Annotated in this window: 14 protein-coding genes, 1 pseudogene and 2 riboswitches; of the genes and pseudogenes, 10 read left to right on the forward strand and 5 right to left on the reverse strand. The window is 66.9% G+C overall.

What is annotated here, in order from left to right; all coding sequences use genetic code 11:
* Together ADBZ5N_RS01545 and ADBZ5N_RS01550 are read right to left on the reverse strand one after the other, a co-directional pair.
* Complete coding sequence (locus ADBZ5N_RS01545; protein WP_526255728.1) at positions 1 to 1911, reverse strand: ABC transporter ATP-binding protein/permease; 1911 nt, start codon at positions 1909 to 1911, stop codon at positions 1 to 3.
* A gap of 45 nt (positions 1912 to 1956) precedes the next feature.
* Entirely contained in the window at positions 1957 to 3873 is a 1917-nt protein-coding gene (locus tag ADBZ5N_RS01550) for an ABC transporter ATP-binding protein/permease (protein ID WP_526255729.1), read from the reverse strand.
* A 106-nt stretch (positions 3874 to 3979) separates the two neighbouring features.
* Here ADBZ5N_RS01550 and ADBZ5N_RS01555 point away from each other — a divergent pair, with 106 nt between their 5' ends.
* The 10 genes from ADBZ5N_RS01555 (at position 3980) to ADBZ5N_RS01600 (ending at position 15991) form a co-directional block, all read left to right on the forward strand.
* Positions 3980 to 5626, forward strand: coding sequence for an acetolactate synthase (locus tag ADBZ5N_RS01555; protein ID WP_526255730.1), 1647 nt, complete (start codon positions 3980 to 3982; stop codon positions 5624 to 5626).
* A gap of 23 nt (positions 5627 to 5649) precedes the next feature.
* Positions 5650 to 8031, forward strand: coding sequence for an accessory Sec system translocase SecA2 (gene secA2, locus ADBZ5N_RS01560; RefSeq protein ID WP_526255731.1), 2382 nt, complete (start codon positions 5650 to 5652; stop codon positions 8029 to 8031).
* Positions 8032 to 8616, forward strand: a complete 585-nt coding sequence (locus ADBZ5N_RS01565) for a CDP-alcohol phosphatidyltransferase family protein (RefSeq protein ID WP_526255732.1) — start codon at positions 8032 to 8034, stop codon at positions 8614 to 8616.
* 106 nt (positions 8617 to 8722) lie between these two features.
* A complete protein-coding gene (gcvH, locus tag ADBZ5N_RS01570; RefSeq protein WP_526255733.1) occupies positions 8723 to 9109 on the forward strand; it encodes a glycine cleavage system protein GcvH in 387 nt (128 codons plus the stop codon).
* Positions 9110 to 9271: 162 nt separating this feature from the next.
* Positions 9272 to 9751, forward strand: a complete 480-nt coding sequence (garA, locus tag ADBZ5N_RS01575) for a glycogen accumulation regulator GarA (protein ID WP_526255734.1) — start codon at positions 9272 to 9274, stop codon at positions 9749 to 9751.
* Positions 9748 to 10500, forward strand: a complete 753-nt coding sequence (ftsR, locus tag ADBZ5N_RS01580; RefSeq protein ID WP_526255735.1) for a transcriptional regulator FtsR — start codon at positions 9748 to 9750, stop codon at positions 10498 to 10500. The genes garA and ftsR overlap by 4 nt, the downstream gene beginning before the upstream one ends.
* Positions 10501 to 10545: 45 nt before the next feature.
* Positions 10546 to 11040 (forward strand): bifunctional nuclease family protein, encoded by a 495-nt coding sequence (locus tag ADBZ5N_RS01585; RefSeq protein WP_526255736.1) that lies wholly within the window; start codon positions 10546 to 10548, stop codon positions 11038 to 11040.
* Positions 11041 to 11250: 210 nt separating this feature from the next.
* A complete protein-coding gene (locus ADBZ5N_RS01590; RefSeq protein ID WP_526255737.1) occupies positions 11251 to 11889 on the forward strand; it encodes a MerR family transcriptional regulator in 639 nt (212 codons plus the stop codon).
* Between the two features lie 112 nt (positions 11890 to 12001).
* A riboswitch (glycine riboswitch) is annotated at positions 12002 to 12099 on the forward strand.
* Positions 12100 to 12201, forward strand: a riboswitch (glycine riboswitch). It abuts the riboswitch before it with no gap.
* Between the two features lie 38 nt (positions 12202 to 12239).
* Positions 12240 to 15101, forward strand: coding sequence for an aminomethyl-transferring glycine dehydrogenase (gcvP, locus tag ADBZ5N_RS01595; RefSeq protein ID WP_526255738.1), 2862 nt, complete (start codon positions 12240 to 12242; stop codon positions 15099 to 15101).
* A 50-nt stretch (positions 15102 to 15151) separates the two neighbouring features.
* Positions 15152 to 15991 carry an alpha/beta fold hydrolase gene (locus ADBZ5N_RS01600; RefSeq protein WP_526255739.1) on the forward strand — a complete coding sequence of 280 codons (840 nt, stop codon included), beginning with the start codon at positions 15152 to 15154 and terminating at the stop codon, positions 15989 to 15991.
* On the opposite strand, the gene ADBZ5N_RS01605 is transcribed toward ADBZ5N_RS01600, so the two are convergent.
* From ADBZ5N_RS01605 to ADBZ5N_RS01615, 3 genes and pseudogenes are all read right to left on the reverse strand, one after another.
* Positions 15988 to 17820 carry a vWA domain-containing protein gene (locus ADBZ5N_RS01605; RefSeq protein WP_526255740.1) on the reverse strand — a complete coding sequence of 611 codons (1833 nt, stop codon included), beginning with the start codon at positions 17818 to 17820 and terminating at the stop codon, positions 15988 to 15990. The two genes, ADBZ5N_RS01600 and ADBZ5N_RS01605, sit on opposite strands and share 4 nt — an antisense overlap.
* Positions 17821 to 17823: 3 nt before the next feature.
* Positions 17824 to 20004: a malate synthase G gene (locus ADBZ5N_RS01610; RefSeq protein WP_526255741.1), complete on the reverse strand. Its 2181-nt coding sequence runs from the start codon at positions 20002 to 20004 to the stop codon at positions 17824 to 17826.
* A pseudogene (locus ADBZ5N_RS01615) lies at positions 20001 to 20649 on the reverse strand (3-methyladenine DNA glycosylase); the annotation flags it as partial. The pseudogene ADBZ5N_RS01615 and the gene ADBZ5N_RS01610, both read right to left, overlap by 4 nt.

Consider the following 20649-nt stretch of genomic DNA (forward strand, 5'->3'; position numbering starts at 1 on the left):
TTAGACCTCGGCTGTTTGCGCTTTCCGGTCCAGCTGCCACGTACCGTCGCCGTTGAGTCGCAGATGATGGTCGTGGTGCTCCTTGACCGTCCCACGATGGGTGACCGAGACGATGATGCTGTTCGGGAGGCGATCGTTGAGCATCCGGTAGATGGCGAACTCCTGGCCCTCGTCGATCGCTGAGGTGGACTCGTCCAGAAAGATCACGCTGGGCTTCTGCAGCAGCACCCTCGCGAACGCGACGCGCTGCTGTTCACCGGGCGAAAGCTCCTTGGCCCAGTCCGTGACCTCGTTGAGGCGAGTGCTCAGGTGGCCGAGTGCCACCGCGTCCAGTGCGGCGGCGATCTCCTCGTCGCGCACCGTGCACTCCCTCCTCGGGTACGACAGCACCGATCTCAGATCCCCGAGTGGCAGGTAAGGCACCTGGGACAGGAACATCGCGTCGCGGTCGCCGTCGGGACGCAGCATCGTGCCGGTGGCGTACGGCCACAGGCGGGCGATGCTGCGCAGCAGGGTGGTCCGCCCACACCCGGACGGGCCGGTGATCACCAGCGACTCGCCCGGATCCAGCCGCAGGTCAAGGTTGCGCAGCAGAACCTTGCCGTCGGGGTTGCGAACTTCCAAGTCGCGCAGGTCGATTGACCCGTCGGTGCTGCGTGCGGTCTGCAGGCGGGGCAGTGCCCGGGCCTCCTCGTTGGCCCGCACCAGTCCGTCGAGGCGGATGATGGTGGCGCGGTATGCGGCGAAGGAGTCGTAGACCGACCGGAAGAACGACAGCGAGTCGTGCACTCTGAAGAACGCGTCGGCTGACTGGGTCACGTCACCGAAGCTGATCTGTCCGGAGAAGACCCGCGGCGCCTGTACCGCCAGTGGCAGGGGGTTGATGATCTGACTGATCGACTGATTCCAGCCCAGCAGCGCCAGCGAGCGCAGCACATACCCACGGTAGTTGGAGATGATCGCGGCGAATCGTGCTCGCAGGATGGACTTCTCGGCGTCCTCGCCGCGATAGAAGCTGATCGACTCGGCGGCGTCACGCATCCTGACCAGGGCATAACGGAAGGCCGCGTTGGTCAGCTCATTGCGAAAATTGAATCGGATCAGCGGCCGGCCGATCCAAAACGCGATCACCGTGGTCGCGAACACATACATCAGCGCGATCCAGAACAGCGCGTGGCTCATGGTGATACCGAACAGCGTCAATTCCCCGGACAGGTTCCACAGGATCGGGGTGAACGCCACCACCGACACCATCGCGTTGATGGCGCCGAACAGCAGGGTGCTGGCGGCCTCCGTGGTGGGGGTGTTGGGCCCGGTTCCGGTGGCCGCGGTGAAGCTGTCGATGTCGAGTTGGATGCGCTGGTCCGGATTGTCGATCGGGTTGTCCAGGAACCGGCCACGGTAGAACGACTCCTCATCGAGCCAGTCACTGGACAGTCGATCGGTCAGCCACACCCGCCATCGGATGATGAAGTGCTGGGTCAGGTAGATGTCGAGCAGTTGGCGGCTGATGAACAGCGCGGCGATCAGCGCGAAAGTGAGGATGGCCGTCCAGAACCCCCGCACGCCGGACTCGCGGACAGCCTCGTTGCCCGCCCCGGCGCCCTCGAAGGCCACCTGCAGAGAGGAGTACAGATCGTTGCCCTGATAGCTCAGCAGCACGGTCAGACGCACTGAGATCAACGTCAAGAACAGCAGCAATCCAAGCCAGGCCCACACGACGGTGCTCTGGCGACCGCGGAAGTAGTCACCGGTCACCCGCCAGAACTGCCGGCCCCAGGTGGTCACCCGGGCCAGTACTACCAGCACGAGGAACGTGATGACGGCGGTGATCAGCCAGGCTTTGGCCGTCCACAGCAGCGACCCGACGAGTTCGTTCGCCCAGTCCAGCGAGGGCTCGTACATCTGCATGGGCGTTCACCTCCGCATTCGCGTCCCAGCATTTCAGCAATGCCGTCAGACCGATGCCGGTTCGCCGCCCTTGACCCGTCCCAATCTCCAGGCGCCGTCACCGAGCAGTTCCAGGTGTTGCTCGTGGTACTGATCGACCGTCGGCCGATGACTGACGCTAACCACGATGGTGTCCGGCAGTTCGGTGCGGAGCAGGTCATAGACCGCGTACTCCAACCCCTCGTCGAGCGCCGAGGTGGCTTCGTCGAGGAACACCACCTTGGGTTTGGTGAGCATGATGCGGGCAAAAGCCACCCGTTGCTGTTCGCCGGGGGAGAGCACTTTGGCCCAGTCGGCTTCTTCGTTGAGACGCGGAACCAGGTGCGAGAGCGCCACTTTGGCGAGCATCCCCTGGATTTCGTCATCTGGGATCTGGCCGGATTCGGCAGGATAGGAGACCACGGTGCGCAGGTCGCCCAGCGGCACATAGGGCAGCTGGGACAGGAACATGGTCTGGTGATCGTCGAGCGGGCGGCTCACCGATCCGGTCGTGTACGGCCACATCTGGGCGATACTGCGCAACAGCGTGGTCTTTCCGGTACCAGAGCGGCCGGTGACGACCATCGTGTCCCCGGGTTCCAGGCGCAGATCCAGTGGATCGAGCAGTTGGCCGCCGCTGGGGGTGCGCACCTCGACGCGGCTGAGTTGTAGCGAGCCGTCGGTGCTGGGCAGGGTCTCCAGGCTCGGCATCTGTCCGGCCTGGTGGTTGGCCTCGATCAGGCCGTGCAGACGAATGATCGAGGCACGGTAGGCGGCGAACTGGTCGTAGGCGTTGCGGAAGAACGACAGAGAGTTGGTGATGCTGGAGAACGCGCTGGCCGACTGGGTGACGTCGCCGAAATCCATCCTGCCGCTGAACAGATTCTGCGCCTGGACGGCCAGCGGCAGCGGTGTGATGGCCTGGCTCATCGCCAGGTTCCAACCGGTGAATTGCAGTGTCTTGCGCACGTACCTGCGGTAGTTGGCGATGATGCTGTCAAACCGGGTGCGCAGAATGCCGCGCTCGGTCTTCTCGCCTCGGTAGAAGCCCACCGCCTCGGCGGCGTCGCGCAGACGCACCAGTGCGTACCGGAAAGCGGCGTTGGTGGCCTCGTTTCGGAAGCTCAGCCGGATCAGCGGACGGCCGATCCAGAACGCCACCACGGTCGCGAGGAACACGTACACGAACGCCACCCAGAACAGCGCCTTGGGTAGCGTCACGCCGAAGATCGTCAAGTCGAACGACAGCCGCCACAAGATCGGAATGAAGGCCAGAACTGTCGCCACCGACGAGATGGCTCCGAATAACAGAACCGAACCCGTGCCCGTCGTGGGCGTATTAGGCGTCCCGCCGGCCCCGGTGGTGAAGATGTCGATGTCCTGCTGGATGCGCTGGTCGGGATTGTCGGTCTGGGCGTCGGTGAACCGGCCGCGGTAGTAGGCGCGGTCGTCGAGCCATTCACTGGTCAGTCGGTAAGTCAGCCAGGTGCGCCAGCGGATGATGAATCGCTGGGTGAGGTAGATGTCCAGCATGACCATACTGATGTAGATGGTGGCCAGGATGGCGAAGATGCCCAGCGCGGTCCAGAAGCCCGCGATGGCGTCGCTGCGGATGGCCTCTTCGCCGGCGCTGCCGGCCTGGAAGGCGATCTGCAGTGCGGTGTAGAGATCATTTCCGAAGTAACTGATCAACACGTCGATCCGGACCAGGATGATCACCGAGAGCAGCAGTGCTGCCAGCCAGATCCAGATCCGCAGCGACGCGGGACCCTTGAAGTAATCACCGGTGATCCGCCAGTACTGCCGGCCCCACACGGTGAACCGGGCCAGCGCAAACAACACCAGCAGGGTGATGACCGCCGCGCCCGCCCAGTATTTGAGGATCCACAGCAGCGATGGGACGAGTTCGTGTCCCCAATCCAGTGACGGTTCGTATTCCTCCAACGCGCTCTCCTCCATGCGGCGGCAGGTCCCCGGCGAAGCTACCCCAGCATCAGGCTAGGGGCAGCATCTCCCGCGCTGGTAAGACCACGCTGGCTAGTCTGAGCCGATGGAGAGGCCGACGGAGAACCCGATTGAGAACATGCATGCGGGCAGGCTGATCGCCAGGCGGTTGCGCGCCAGCGGAATCGACACCATGTTCACCCTCTCCGGCGGCCATCTGTTCTCCATTTACGACGGATGCCGCAGCGAAGGGATCCGGCTGATCGACACCCGTCACGAGCAGACTGCGGCGTTCGCGGCCGAGGGCTGGTCGAAAGTCACCCGGGTACCCGGTGTCGTGGCGCTGACAGCCGGACCTGGGGTCACCAACGGGATGAGCGCGATGGCCGCCGCCAGCCAGAATCAGTCGCCGATGCTGGTGCTCGGCGGACGGGCACCAGCGCTGCGCTGGGGGATGGGTTCGCTGCAGGAAATCGACCACGTTCCCTTCGTGGCGCCGTTGGCCCGCTACGCGGCGACCGCGCAGTCCGCCGCCGCCGTCGGCGACCGGGTCGACGACGCGTTGCGCGCTGCTGTCGGTGCGCCGTCGGGAGTGGGATTCGTCGACTTCCCGATGGACCATGTCTTCGGCGAGGCCACCGACCGTGGCGAGCCCGGCGCCCTGACCGAACTGCCCGCTGCGCCGCCCGCGGACGGCGCCGCACTGGACCGCGCTGTGGCGTTGCTGTCGCAGGCTCAACGGCCGGTGATCATGGCCGGCACCAACGTCTGGTGGGGCCGCGCCGAGAACGAGTTGCTGCACCTGGCCGAAAAATTGCGAATTCCGGTGCTGGCCAACGGTATGGCCCGTGGCGTCGTCGGCGCCGATTGCGACCTGTCGTTCTCCCGGGCCCGGTCCGCAGCCCTCTCGCAGGCTGATGTGGCGCTGGTCATCGGCGTGCCGATGGACTTCCGGCTGGGCTTCGGCGGCGTCTTCGGTCCGCGAACCGAACTGATCGTCGCCGACCGCTGCGAACCGGACCGGGAACACCCGCGGGCGGTGACCGCCGGACTCTACGGCGACCTGCCGGCCACCCTCACCGCATTGGCAGCGGCCGCCCCGACCGGCCATGAGGAGTGGATCGGTGGGTTGCGCACCATCGAGACCCAGGCCCGTGCCGGCGAGGCCGCCGAGTTGGCCGACGACCGCACCCCGCTGCATCCGATGCGGGTCTACGCCGAACTGATTCCGTTGCTGGATCGCGACGCGATCATCGTGATCGATGCCGGCGACTTCGGCTCCTACGCAGGCCGGCTGATCGACAGTTACACCCCCGGAGCATGGCTGGACAGCGGACCGTTCGGCTGCCTGGGATCCGGACCCGGTTACGCACTGGCCGCCAAGCTGGCCCGACCGGACCGGCAGGTGGTGCTGATCCAGGGCGACGGTGCGTTCGGGTTCTCCGGGATGGAGTGGGACACCCTGGTCCGGCACGGCGTGCACGTGGTGTCGGTGATCGGAAACAACGGCATCTGGGCGCTGGAGAAGCATCCGATGGAAATGCTGTACGGCTACTCGGTGGTCGCCGACCTGCGACCGGGCACCCGCTACGACGAGGTGGTCCGGGCCCTCGGCGGCCACGGTGAACTGGTCAGCACACCGGCCGAACTGCGGCCGGCTTTACGACGTGCCTTCGACAACGGGGTGCCGGCCGTGGTCAACACCTTGACCGATCCGGCCGTCGCCTACCCGCGGCGATCGAACCTGGCCTAGCCGCCGGGCGGTACCGTTGTCCCGTGGCTAGAGGTTCCTCGAAGAGTCCCAATTCCGCCCCCTCGGGCCAGGGCCGCGTCAGCCGCGGGTTCTGGCGCCTGCTCGGCGCGTCAACCGACAAGGTCAAGGCGCAGACCATGGCCGAGGTGGAGGCCGCCGCGCAGTTCGCCGACAAGGCCGCCGGCCTGGACGCCGAACAACTGATGCAGGCGGCGCGACTGCTGGACCTAGGCGGACTCGCCGACTCGCCGGATATCCCGCAGTTCCTGGCCATCGCGCGGGAGGCCGCCGAACGGACCACCGGGCTTCGTCCGTTCGACGTGCAGCTGCTCGGCGCGTTGCGGATGATGGCCGGCGACGTCGTTGAAATGGCCACCGGCGAAGGCAAGACGCTCTCCGGCGCGATCGCCGCAGCGGGCTACGCCCTGGCCGGACGACGGGTCCACGTGGTCACGATCAACGACTATCTCGCCCGCCGCGACGCCGAATGGATGGCCCCGCTGATCGAGTCGCTGGGCCTGACAGTCGGGTGGATCACCGAGGATGCCACCCGCGATGAGCGCCGCGCCGCCTACCAGTGCGACGTCACCTACGCCTCTGTGAACGAGATCGGCTTCGACGTCCTGCGCGACCAACTGGTCACCGACGTCGCAGACCTGGTTTCGCCCAACCCCGACGTGGCCCTCATCGACGAGGCCGATTCGGTGCTCGTCGATGAGGCCCTGGTGCCGCTGGTGCTGGCCGGCACCACTCACCGCGAGACACCCAAGGTCCAGATCGTGCGTCTGGTGGGGAATCTGACCGCCGGGGTGGACTACGACACCGACGCCGACAATCGCAACGTCCACCTCACCGAAGCCGGTGCGCAGAAGGTCGAGAAGTCACTCGGCGGTATCGACCTGTACTCCGAGGAGCACGTCGCCACCACGCTGACCGAAGTCAACGTGGCACTGCACGCCCACGTACTGCTGCAGCGCGATGTGCACTACATCGTCCGAGACGGCGCGGTGCAGCTGATCAACGCCTCCCGCGGTCGGATCGCCGCGCTGCAACGCTGGCCCGACGGTCTGCAGGCCGCGGTGGAGGTCAAAGAGGGCATCGAAACCACCGAGACCGGTGAGGTGCTCGACACCATTACGGTGCAGGCACTGATCAACCGGTATCCCACCGTCTGCGGGATGACCGGGACCGCCCTGGCCGCCGGGGAACAACTGCGCCAGTTCTACAAACTCGGCGTCTCGCCGATCCCGCCCAACACACCCACCGTGCGGGAGGACGAACCCGACCGGGTCTACATCACCGCCGGGGCCAAGAACGACGCCGTCATCGACCACATCATCGAGGCCCACGCCACCGGGCAGCCGATCCTGGTCGGCACCCAGGACGTCGCCGAATCCGAAGACCTGCACGAGCGGTTGCTGCGCCGCGGCGTTCCTGCGGTGGTGCTCAACGCCAAGAACGACGAAGAGGAAGCCCGGGTGATCGCCGAAGCCGGCAAACTGGGCGCGGTGACGGTGTCGACCCAGATGGCCGGCCGCGGCACCGACATCCGGTTGGGCGGATCTGGGGCCACCGACGACTCCGCGGAAAAGCGGGAGGTCGCCGAACTGGGCGGATTGCACGTCATCGGCACCGGGCGGCACAGCACCGAACGGCTGGACAACCAGTTGCGCGGCCGTGCGGGCCGGCAGGGCGACCCAGGCTCGTCGGTCTTCTTCTCGAGCTGGGAGGACGACGTCGTCGTCGCCCACCTCGAGAACCCTAAGCTGCCCACCGAATGCGACGAGACCGCCCGGATCACCAGCCCCAAGGCCAACGCCCTGCTCGATCACGCCCAGCGGGTGGCCGAGGGCAGGCTGCTGGACGTACACGCCAACACGTGGCGCTACAACCAACTGATCGCCCAGCAACGGACGATCATCGTCGAGCGGCGCAACACGCTGTTGAGCACCGCGACCGCGCGGGAGGAACTGACCGAACTCTGCCCGGACCGGTACGCCGAACTGGCCGAGGCCCTCGGTGCGGAGTCCGACCAAGCACGGGCCGACGACGAACTTGAGCGGATCTGCCGCAACATCATGCTGTACCACCTCGACCGTGGCTGGGCCGACCACCTGGCCTATCTGTCGGACATCCGGGAGAGCATCCACCTTCGGGCACTGGGCCGGCAGAACCCGCTCGATGAGTTCCACCGGCTGGCCGTGGACGCCTTCACCCACCTGGCCGCCGACGCCATCGAGGCCTCTCAGCAGACCTTCGAGACCGCCAATGTGCTCGAAGACGAGCCGGGACTGGACCTGTCCAAGCTGGCCCGGCCCACCTCGACCTGGACCTACATGGTCCACGACAATCCGATGCGCGACGATTCGCTCTCGGCGCTGAGTCTGCCCGGGGTGTTCCGCTAGATGCCGAGCCGGGTGCTGACGATCCCCAACGTCCTCAGCGTGATCCGGCTGGTGCTGCTGCCGGTGTTCGCCTACCTGCTGCTGGTGCGGCAGGCCTACGCCCCGGCGCTGGCCATCCTGATGTTCAGCGGTGCCTCCGACTGGGCTGACGGCAAGATCGCCCGACTGGTGGCCAACCAGTCCTCTCGGCTGGGGGAGTTGCTCGACCCGCTGGTGGACCGGGTCTACATGGCGGCAGTCCCGGTGGTCCTGGCCCTGGCCGGTGTGGTGCCATGGTGGCTCGTGGCGGTCCTGCTCGGCCGTGATGCCCTGCTGGCCGCCACCCTGCCGGTGGTCCGCAGCCGAGGGGTGACGGCCCTTCCGGTCACCTACATCGGTAAAGCGGCGACTTTCGCCTTGATGGTTGGGTTCCCGCTGATTCTGTTGGGGCAGTGGGACTCTGGTTGGAGCCGGGCGGTAGGGGCAATCGGTTGGGCCTTCGTGATCTGGGGCACCGGGATGTACCTGTGGTCGGCGGTGCTGTATCTCATCCAGGTCCGACTGGTGGTGCTGCAGTTACCGAAGGTGCGCAGCGCCGCCGCCTGATCCGTGACCGGAGCCGCCTTGCGGCGACCGAAAGCTCGCCAATACGCTCAGCGCGTCCAGTGTGCGGCTCGTGACCGAACTGCCCGACCGACCTTCGAGGAGCATTGTGAGCGACATCCCCGCCGACCTGCGTTACACCGCCGACCATGAATGGGTTCAGCGCACGGGCGAGCACACCGTGCGGGTCGGCATCACCGATTTCGCGCAGTCCTCGCTCGGCGACGTCGTTTACGTGCAACTGCCCGAGGTAGGCGTCGCAGTGACCGGGGGTGAGGCGTTCGGCGAGGTCGAGTCCACCAAGTCGGTATCAGACCTCTACGCCCCGCTGTCAGCCACCGTGGTTGCCGTCAACACCGAACTGGACGGCAACCCTGCGCTGATCAACGCCGATCCCTACGGGCAGGGTTGGCTGGTGGAACTGCGCTGCGACGGTGTCGATGAGGGATTGGCGGCGCTGCTGGATGCTGAAGGCTACCGGGCAACCCTGACCTGACCACCCGGGCCGGTGAAGGGGTGAAGGGGTGTCCGGGCTTTCCGAGTCCCGAAATTGGTTAGGGTGCTGCTAAACGGGCGATCCTGCAGTGGTGGCTCCACCGGCGATCGGTGAGCGGTACGGTCAACATAAGCGGCACAAGCCGCCAGTGAGGAGTAGCGGGTGACGGAGAAGGACTGGCCATCAGGATCTGACGACCACTCCGACGAGGTGACGGTCGAGACGACCTCGGTGTTCCGCGCGGACTTCCTCAACGACCTCGACGCACCGGTCAGTCCGGCTGCCGAGAAGGCGGTGTCGGGGGTGGAAGGCCTTCCGGTGGGCGCGGCCCTGCTGGTGGTCAAGCGCGGCCCCAACGCGGGCTCGCGATTTCTGCTGGACCAGCCGACCACTTCGGCGGGCCGGCATCCGGACTCCGACATCTTCCTCGACGACGTCACCGTGAGCCGTCGGCACGCGGAGTTCCGGTCTGACGGCGGCGAGTTCCAGGTCGTCGACGTCGGAAGCCTCAATGGCACCTATGTCAATCGCGAGCCGGTGGACTCGGCCTCCCTGGCCAACGGCGACGAGGTGCAGATCGGCAAGTTCCGCCTGGTGTTCCTGACCGGGCCCAGGGGCAACGGCGGTGCCGAACGCCAGTGACCGCGCCCGATAGTCCCGCAGCGGCCGGCATGTCGATCGGTGCGGTGCTGGACCTGCTGCGGCCGGATTTCCCGGATGTGACCATCTCCAAAATCCGGTTCCTGGAAGGGGAGGGCTTGGTCACCCCCCAGCGAAGTCCTTCGGGATATCGACGATTCACCGCTTATGACTGCGCCCGACTGCGGTTCGTCCTCACCGCTCAGCGCGACCAATATCTGCCGCTGAAAGTCATCAAGGCTCAACTCGACGCTCAACCCGACGGCGAACTGCCGCTGGCCTACCCGGCGCCGCGGCTGGTGCCGGTGACCGACGGCGGCGAACCGGCCCGCGGCGCCGGGGCACCTGCACCGACCCGGCCCACCCAGATCCGGCCCACCCAGACCCGGCTCAGCCGTGAGGATCTGCTGAACATGTCCGGTGTACCGGCCCCACTGATCACCGCCCTGTGCCGGGCCGGGGTCATCACCACCGGCCCCGGCGGCTTCTTCGACGAACACGCCGTCACCATCGCCCAGTGCGCCGCCGCTCTGGCTGAGTACGGCGTCGAACCGCGCCACCTGCGGGCCTTCCGCTCGGCAGCCGACCGGCAGTCTGATCTGATCGCCCAGATCGCCGGGCCGGTGGGCAAGGCCGGCCGGACCGGCGCGCGTGACCGGGCCGATGATCTGGCCCGTGAGGTAGCGGCGCTGGCCATAACGCTGCACACCTCGTTGATCAAGTCTGCGGTGCGCGACGTTCTGGATCGCTGAGGACTAGACTCGCCGATGACTGCTTGAGTAGCCGGAGGTCCGCGTATGGGTGAGGTACGGGTGGTCGGGGTTCGCGTCGAACAACCCGCCAATCAGCCGGTCCTGCTACTGCGCGAGACCGCCGGTGATCGCTACCTGCCGATCTGGATCGGGCCGAACGAGGCCAACGCGATCATCCTTGAACAGCAAGGCGTCGAGCCGGCCCGGCCGCTGACCCACGACCTGTTCCGGGATGTCATTGGCGCGCTTGGGCGCTCGCTGAAGGAGGTCCGTATCGTCGACCTCCAGGAAGGCACGTTCTACGCCGACCTGATTTTCGATCACGACATCCGGGTCTCGGCGCGGCCGTCGGACTCGGTGGCCATCGCGTTGCGGATGGGTGTTCCCATCTACGTCGAGGAGGCCGTTCTCGACGAGGCTGGTCTGCTCATACCCGATGAGAGTGACGAGGAATCGGCAGGCACCGTCCGCGAGGACGAGGTCGAGAAGTTCAAGGAGTTCCTCGACAGCATCTCCCCGGACGATTTCAAGGCCACCTGAGTCAAGATCACGGATGCGTCTCATCTGTGTCATGGCTGCGCCGACACGCCAATCGGATACCGCGCAGGTCCTCACCGGGCGCACATACTTCGAATGCGACTGAAGGTTGCGGCAGGAGCCACGACCACCCAAAGGCAGGCGTATGCTCAGGTCACTTGCGAGCGACGCGCGGTCGGCGGGCGGCAGGCTGAATTGGCGAGAGGAAGCATCGTGGGTGACGAGCCACGTCAGGAGCAGCTGGATTTCGCTGTCCCCACCGCCCGTTACGAGGATCCGGTGCCTCCGATGGCCGTGGCCCCAGTGAGCCCACCCGTGCAGGGCGGACTCTTCCCCGATGACTCGGTCCCTGACGAACTGGTCGGTTACCGGGGGCCCAGTGCCTGCCAGATCGCCGGGATCACCTACCGACAGCTGGATTACTGGGCACGGACGTCCCTGGTGGTTCCGTCGATCCGCGGCGCCGCCGGATCAGGCAGTCAGCGGTTGTACTCGTTCAAAGACATCCTGGTGCTGAAGATCGTCAAACGACTGCTCGACACCGGCATCTCGCTGCACAACATCCGGGTCGCCGTCGATCACCTGCGGCAACGCGGCGTTCAGGATCTGGCCAACATCACGCTGTTCTCCGACGGCACGACGGTCTACGAGTGCACCTCCGCCGAAGAGGTCGTTGATCTGCTGCAGGGCGGCCAGGGTGTGTTCGGCATCGCCGTCAGCGGGGCGATGCGTGAACTGACCGGCGCCATCGCCGATTTCCCGGGCGAACGGGCCGACGGCGGCGAGTCGATCGCCGCCCCGGAAGACGAATTGGCCTCCCGTCGCAAGAACCGCGACCGCAAGATCGGCTGAGCGGTTCGCGAACCTGCGGGCGACCAGATGCACAACGCTCTGTGCGGGCGTCTCGGCGCGGTTTGGGTCTGTTCGTGATTCCGATGCCGGGCGGCTAAACTCGGCCCTGTATCGATCTCGCACGGGAGAGTTTCGCGACAGCCAGCCGCGGACGCCGAAGGAGCAACACCTCTCCGTCAACCTCTCAGGCCCCCGGACCGTGCGTGGACACGATGCCTCTGGAAAGTGGTGACCGGCACACGTCCGCGGCACCCGCCCACGGGGAAAGGCATCCCGCCGAATCTCTCAGGCACCCACGACAGAGGGAGGGGACGACAACCGGCTGCGTCCGCCCTGAAGGAGTGCCTGTAATGCCTGAAATCTCCGGTCAGATCCCGTCAAGCTCATTCGCCGCCCGCCATATCGGCCCTGACGCGGGGGAACTCGCCACCATTCTGGGCGTGATCGGCGTGGCCTCGCTGGATGAGTTGGCGGCCAAGGCGCTGCCGGCCGGGATCCTGGACTCAGCTGATGACCATGGCATCGCCCCGGGGCTGGAATCTCTGCCGCCACCGATCAGTGAGCATCAGGCCCTGGCTGAACTGCGGGCCATGGCGCAGGCCAACACCGTCGCGGTGTCGATGATCGGCCAGGGTTACTACGACACGCTCACCCCGCCGGTGTTGCTTCGCAACATCCTGGAGGACCCGGCCTGGTACACCGCCTATACCCCCTACCAGCCGGAGATCAGCCAGGGCCGGTTGGAGGCGATGCTGAACTTCCAGACCATGGTCTCCGACCTCACCGGCATGGATATCGCCAATGCCTCGATGCTCGACGAGGCCACCGCTGCCGCGGAGGCGATGACTTTGATGCACCGGGCGACCCGCGGTTCGTGCAACCGGCTTGCGGTGGACACCGACCTGTTCACCGCCAGCGCGGCGATCCTGGCCACCCGGGCCGAACCGCTCGGCATCGAGATCATCACCGCCGACCTGCGTAACGGACTTCCCGACGGCGAGTTCTTCGGCGTCATCGCCCAGGTTCCGGGCGCCAGTGGCCGGATCACCGACTGGTCGAAGCTGGTCGAGCAGACCCATGAGCGCGGCGGACTGGTGGCCCTGGGCGCCGATCTGCTGGCCTGCACCATGATCGCCCCGCCGGGCGAGGTCGGTGCCGACGTCGCATTCGGTACTGCGCAGCGATTCGGAGTGCCGATGGGTTTCGGCGGCCCGCACGCGGGTTACCTCGCGGTGCACACCAGCCACGCCCGTCAGTTGCCGGGCCGACTGGTGGGGGTGTCCCAAGACGCCGACGGCTCGCCGGCCTACCGGTTGTCGCTGCAGACCCGCGAGCAGCACATCCGCCGGGACAAGGCGACGTCGAACATCTGCACCGCCCAGGTGCTGCTGGCCGTGATGGCCGCCATGTATGCCAGCTACCACGGACCCGACGGATTGACCGAGATTGCGCGCCGGGTTCACGGTCACGCCCGCGCGGTGGCCGCCGCGCTGAGCGCCGCCGGAGTGGACGTTGTGCACGAGAGGTTCTTCGACACGGTGCTGGCCCACGTTCCCGGCGGGGCCGCGGCCATCCAGGATGCCGCCCGTCAGCGCGGTATCAACATCTGGTGCCCGGATGCCGACCACGTGTCGGTGTCCTGTGACGAGGCCACCACCGATGACCACGTCGCGCTCGTTCTGGAGGCTTTCGGGGCTGAGGTCCAAGGTCGCTACGACGGTCCTGAGATCGCCCACCGCACAACCGAATTCCTCACCCATCCAGCCTTTCACCGGTATCGCACCGAGACGGCGATGATGCGCTACCTGCGGTCGCTGGCCGACAAGGATCTTGCGCTGGACCGCACGATGATCCCGCTGGGGTCGTGCACCATGAAACTCAACGCGGCCGCGGAGATGGAGTCCGTCACCTGGCCGGAGTTCGGCCGCCAACACCCCTTTGCCCCCGTCGACGACGCCGTCGGCCTGCGGCAGATGATCGCCGACCTCGAGCAGTGGCTGACCGGAATCACCGGCTACGACGCGATCTCGTTGCAGCCCAACGCCGGCTCCCAGGGCGAGTACGCCGGACTCCTGGCGATCCGCGCCTACCATGCCGAGCGCGGACAGTCCGGCCGTGACGTCTGTCTGATCCCGTCGAGCGCCCACGGCACCAATGCCGCTTCAGCGGCCATGGTGGGTATGCGGGTGGTCGTGGTGGGCTGCCGGGACAATGGTGACGTCGACCTCGACGAACTGCGGGCCAAGGTGGCCGAGCATGCCGACTCGCTTGCCGCACTGATGATCACCTATCCCTCCACCCATGGCGTCTACGAACATGACATCGCCGAGATCTGCGCAGCGGTCCATGACGCCGGCGGTCAGGTCTACGTCGACGGCGCCAACCTCAACGCGCTGGTGGCCTTGGCCCGGCCCGGCAAGTTCGGCGGCGACGTCAGCCACCTGAATCTGCACAAGACGTTCTGCATTCCGCACGGCGGCGGCGGGCCGGGGGTGGGCCCGGTGGCGGTGCGGGAACACCTGGCCTCGTACCTGCCGGGCCACCCGTTTGCCCCGGAATTGCCCGGCGGTGCGCCGGTGTCGGCCGCGCCGTACGGATCGGCGTCCATCCTGCCGATCACCTGGGCCTACATCCGGATGATGGGTGCCAACGGTTTGCGCCAGGCCTCGCTAGCTGCGATCGCGTCGGCGAACTACATCGCCCGACGCCTCGACGAGTACTACCCGGTTCTTTACACGGGGGAGAACGGCATGGTGGCCCACGAGTGCATCCTGGACCTGCGACCCATCACCAAGGCCACCGGCGTCACCGTGGACGATGTGGCAAAACGTCTCGCGGACTACGGTTTCCACTCACCAACCATGAGTTTCCCGGTGGCGGGGACGCTGATGGTGGAACCCACGGAAAGTGAAAGCCTGGCCGAGGTGGATGCGTTCTGTGACGCGATGATCGCCATCCGGGCAGAGATCGACAAGGTCGGTTCGGGCCAGTGGCCCGCTGACGACAACCCGCTGCGTAACGCCCCGCACACCGCCGATTGTCTGTTGACCGCGCAGTGGGCCCACCCGTATACCCGCGAGCAGGCCGCCTACCCGCTGGGCAAGGGGTTTCGGCCGAAGGTATGGCCGTCGGTGCGGCGTATCGACGGTGCCTACGGCGACCGCAACCTGGTGTGCTCCTGCCCGCCGGTGGCGGCGTTCGCGCACAGTTGATGCAGACGCCGCTGCCCGAATCCGTACGCCAGTGGCGGGACGGTGGCCGGATGTTATCCACACCGGCCGGACGGGTGTTCGTCCGGGCTCAGCCCGGTCGAGCGGATCCCATCGTCCTGATGCTGCACGGATTCCCCTCCAGCTCTTACGATTTCCGGGCGGTCTCTGACCGGTTCGACGAGTACGGCTGGCTGGCCCTGGACTTCCTGGGGTTCGGTTTGTCCGAGAAGCCGCGGCCGCACCGCTACAGCCTGATGGAGCAGGCCGACATCGTCGAGGCGGTGGTCGGCGAGCTTGCAGCTGGGCCGGTGGTGCTGATCGCTCACGATATGGGCACATCGGTGGCCACTGAACTGCTGGCCCGCGACCTGACCGGCGCGTTGTCGTTTGATCTGCGGCGGGCGGTGATCAGCAACGGCAGCGTGATCCTGGAGCGGGCCAACCTTCGGCCCATCCAGAAGATCCTGCGCGGTCCGCTGGGCCCGCTGGCGGCACGGCTGACCACCACGCGGGGATTCCGCCGCGGATTCGGCAAATTGTTCAGCGCCTCCCACCCGCTCACCGCCGAGGAGTCCGCGGCGCAGTGGGCGCTGCTGACTCATGATGACGGCCGCGGGATCTTGCCTATGCTCAGCAGCTACCTCGCTGAGCGGGTGCAGTTCGCGGCGCGCTGGCACGGCGCGGTCCGGGACTGGGCCAAGCCGCTGAACTTCCTGTGGGCCACCGGCGATCCGGTGGCGACCACGGCTGTGCTTGACGGGTTGCGGGAACTGCGTCCGGCCGCGCAGGTGATGGAACTACCCGGCATCGGGCACTATCCGCAGATCGAGGTGCCGCACGAATTCGCCGCGGCAGCCAAGATTCTGCTGGGACTGTCCGGACCGGGTTAGGACAGCATTCGTGAGATCGCGGCGATCAGATCGGGTGCCGCCGAGGTCGGGAGTTCCTGGTAGCTGCCGCCGGTCAGCCTGGTAACCGCCTCCCAGGTCGGCCGGTCCGGGTCACCACCGAAGCTGATGACGTTGACCGGCAGCGGCCGGTTGGGGTCCTGCGATTTGGTGATGAAGTCCTCCAGGCCCGCACCGTCTATTGCGTCGTCGGTGTGCGGGCCCTGGGTGATTAACAGCACCGAGTTGGGTTGCCCGGGGCGGTAATTCAGCAGGGCATCACCGTAGGCGGCGCGCAGTGTGGTGAAGGACAGGCCCCCTCCGCTGGTCGGCGCCGTGGCATCCAGCACGCCGGTGAGGACTGCCGAGCGCGGCTGGGTTTCGATCGGATCACCCAGCGGTCCGGTCGAAACGGCGGGGCCGCTGTAAAGCCTGTTGAACGTCCACAGTCCGACCGCCGCGTCGGGTGGCAGCGCGTTGATCCGATCGCGCAGTGCGGCGGTGACGTTGAAGAGCCTGCCCTGTCCGCCTTCGACGCCGGTGAGTCCCTCGGCCAGGGCGACGGTGGTCGTCGCGCCCAACGGTTTGACGACGCCGGCGACCGCAGAGCGCACCGTGTCATCGGCAGCGGGCAGCGCGGCCTCCAACTTGGGGAAGTCCACCACGCCGTTACCCTCCGGACTGGCACCCTCGGGCCGAAAACCTGCCTTGGCCAGTTCGCCGAGTTGGTCGTCCTTGCGCAGAAACCGGGCGAACTCGCTGGCCCCGGCGACCTGCTCGTCGGCCAGCCACGGACCCGCAAGGAGCACGGTCGGGTAATCGGCCAACGGAACCGGTCCGGTGGGAATCCACTCCGCGACCGTATCGGCGGCGTTGGGGATATCGCCGGACCGGGCGAACAACTGCTGCTCGGTCATCGCCACCGCGTGCACCGGCGCGGCGGCCGGATCGCCAGGAGCGGTCAGCGCCTCCCAAGCTGCCGTGGCGGAGTCAGACGGCAGCCGCGGCTGGCCGGCCAGCAGGGCGGCCACCGCGGGAAGCCCCGCAATAGGCGAGGTGTTCGGCGGCGCTGCCGCGGCGGCGACCGCCTCAGCGACCAGATAGTTGGCGTCGGCCGACTCGGCGGCGGGCAGCGCAAGGCGCAGCGTGCCCCACCCGGGAAGGTTGCGGCCATCCAAGGAGCCGGGGTCGTTCTGGAGTCCGGGCAGAGCCGCCCAGCCCTCCTGCTGCAGGGTCCTCTTCAGTTCTGGGCGCACCGCCAGCACCACCGGTGAGATGGCCAGCGAACGAGCGTCGCTGACCACCTGTTTTCCGGCAGCAGCCTGTAGTCGTGCCGATTGCACCGAACTCGCCGGCAGCCACAGCGCCGGACGCTCGCCGAGTTCAGCGGGCCAGGTTCCGGCGAGGCCCTTCAGAGCGACATCCGAATCAACAGGTGTGACAACGACATCGACGCATTTGTCGCCGATAGGCGTGGCCTCGGCGTCGAAGCGCTCGGCGAAGGAGGTGATGATCCCGGCGATGGAGGGGTCGGCGGCGACTGCCACCGTAGCTGTTCCCTGCAGGCACTGCTCCGCGGCATCGGAGGATCGCCGCGACAGGGCGTCGCCGAAGAAACGCCACAGGATCACCCCGGAGATGAGAACCACAACGCCGACTGCTGCGGCGATGACGCCCAGGCTGACCCCGCGGCGGCCCGCGTCGATCCGCCTGCGGCGGCCCTGCCAGTCACCGTCGGCCCGGCGAATCCGTCCGGACGGCGGATTGCCGCTATCGGACTCGCCTTGCTCACCGCTGGGTTCCCCCGCCGAGGGGATGCTGTGCTTGCCCATCGTCTACAGACCCACGCTCGCTTTGTACTCACGGCGGCGCCGGTGCAGGATCGGCTCGGTGTAGCCGTTGGGTTGCTCCGACCCGGCCAGGATGAGCTCCTGGGCCGCCTGGAAGGCGATGCTGCCCTCCGGGTCGGGGGCCATCGGCCGGAACTCGGGGTCGGAGGCGTTCTGCTCGTCGACGACAGCGGCCATCCGCCGCAGGCTAGTCCTCACGTCCTGCTCGGTGATCACCCCGTGCAGCAGCCAGTTGGCCAGCAACTGGCTGGAGATCCGCAGCGTGGCCCGGTCCTCCATGAGCGCGACGTCGTGGATGTCGGGAACCTTCGAGCAGCCCACACCCGCGTCGATCCAGCGCACCACGTAGCCCAGGATCGACTGGCAGTTGTTGTCGACCTCCTCGCGGATCTCTTCCGGCGCCCAGGCCAGGTTCCGGTCGGCCAGCGGAATGGTGAGCAACTGCTCGATGTTGGTGCGGGCCTTGCCGGCCAGGTCGGCGTGCACGGCGTAGACGTCGACGTAGTGGTAGTGCATAGCGTGCAGGGTGGCGGCGGTGGGTGACGGCACCCAGGCCGTGGTGGCGCCGGCCCGGGGCTGGCCGATTTTCTGCTCGACCATGTCGGCCATCAGGTCGGTCATCGCCCACATGCCTTTGCCGATTTGGGCGCGTCCGGAAAAACCGGCGGCCAGCCCGACGTCAACATTCTGGTCCTCATAGGCCAGGATCCACGGCTGGGACTTCATCGCCCCCTTGCGGATCATCGGGCCGGCGGCCATCGAGGTATGGATCTCGTCGCCGGTGCGGTCCAGGAACCCGGTGTTGATGAACACCACCCGGTCGGCGGCCGCCTTCACACAGGCTTTGAGGTTGAGCGTGGTGCGCCGTTCCTCGTCCATGATGCCGACCTTCAGCGTGCCCTGCGGCAGGCCCAGCATATCTTCGACGCGGCTGAACAGTTCGCAGGTGTAAGCCACCTCATCCGGGCCGTGCATTTTGGGTTTGACGATGTAGATCGACCCGGTCCGGCTGTTCTGGCCGTTCAGACCGTGCATCGCGATCAGGCTGGTGAACAGGGCGTCCTGGATTCCCTCGTACACCTCTCGGCCTTCGTCGGGTCCCTCTCCGAAGACAATGGCGTCATTGGTCATCAGGTGGCCCACGTTGCGGACGAACAGCAGACTGCGACCGGGCAGGCTGAACAGTGTCCCGTCGGGCCGCGTGTAGGTGCGGTCACCGTTGAGGACGCGGGTGAAGGTGCGGCCGTCCTTGCCGACTTCCTCCGAGAGATCGCCCTTGTTCAGACCCAACCAGTTGCGGTAGCCCAGAACCTTGTCCGGGGCGTCGACGGCGGCCACCGAGTCCTCGAAGTCCATGATCGTGGTGATCGCGGACTCCAGGACCACGTCTTTGATCCCGGCCGGGTCGGTCTTGCCGATGGGGGAGTTCGGGTCGATGAGGATCTCGATGTGCAGGCCGTGGTTGACCAGCAGGACCGAGGTCGGGGAAGGCGGGTCGCCGGTGTACCCGGCGAACTGGCCGGCGTCCGCCAGGCCGGTCACATCGCCGTTGCCGAGGACCACTTCGAGGCGACCGTCCTCGATGAGGAACCGGGCCACGTCGCGGTAACTGGCGTCGACCAGTGGCACCGCGTCGTCAAGGAAACGGCGGGCGTAGGCGATCACTTTGTCGCCGCGGACGATGTTGTAGCTGCTGCCCTTCTGCGCGCCGCCCGCTTCGCTGATGACGTCGGTGCCGTACAGGGCGTCATAAAGCGAACCCCACCGCGCGTTGGCGGCGTTGAGCGCGAATCGGGCGTTGAGGACGGGCACCACAAGTTGGGGCCCGGCGGTGGAGGTGATCTCAGGGTCGACTCCGGAGGTGGAGATGGCGAAGTCGTCGGGGGCCGGCTGCAGGTAACCGATTTCGGTGAGGAAGTTCTTGTAGTCGCCGATGTCGAAGCCCCCGATGACATGGTTGCGGTGCCACTTGTCGATCTGGGTCTGCAGGTCATCACGGCGGGCCAGCAGGTCGTCGTTGCGCGGGGTGAGGTCGGTGACCACCTTGCCCACACCGGCCCAGAAGCTCTCCGGGTTGATGCCCGTACCCGGTAGGGCTTCGTTGGTGATGAAGTCGTACAGGTTCTGCGCCACCCGCAGATTGCCCACGACCACCCGGTTCGTCATTGGTCCTCCAACCACCTCGGCCCTTCGGCGGATTCGCGCTGGGCAATTCCTCCGTGGGGTGGGTTGATCCTATCCACCGCCGTTTCCAGCAAGCCCTCGCACGTCGCCAACAGCGACGCCCGCAGCGGTGCGGCGCGTGCGGTGAGTTCGCCCTGCCGCCGGACATATTCGACGCGGCCGGCGGGTTCCTCGACGGCCACCGGCGCGAGCCCGTAGTCAGACAGGTCGTAGGGGCTTGCGCGCATATCCAGTTCGCGGGCGGCGGCGGCCAACTCCAGACAGTCCATCATCAGCTCGGAGGCCACCAGCGGGCCCAGCTTGTAGCACCACTTGTACAGATCCATCGTGGCGTGGAGGCAGCCCGGCTGTTCGGCGTCAGCCTGCCCGGCACGGGTCAGCCGGGCCTCATTGCGGCGGACGGCCGCGGCGGTGAAGAATCGGTATGCGTCGAAATGGCTGCAGCGCAATGGCATCGACTCGACCACGGCGTCGGTCCCCGCCCGTCCCAGCCGCAGTGGCACGCCATCGTGCCGCACCGTGCCGGCCCGGTACACCATCGCCCACTCGTGCATCCCGAAGCAGCCGAATCGGGCCGGCCGGGAGGCGGTGGCGCGCAGCAACCCGGCGACGAAGCCCACCGTGGGG

The sequence above is a fragment of the Mycobacterium sp. genome (assembly GCF_044370595.1).
Taxonomy (GTDB): domain Bacteria; phylum Actinomycetota; class Actinomycetes; order Mycobacteriales; family Mycobacteriaceae; genus Mycobacterium.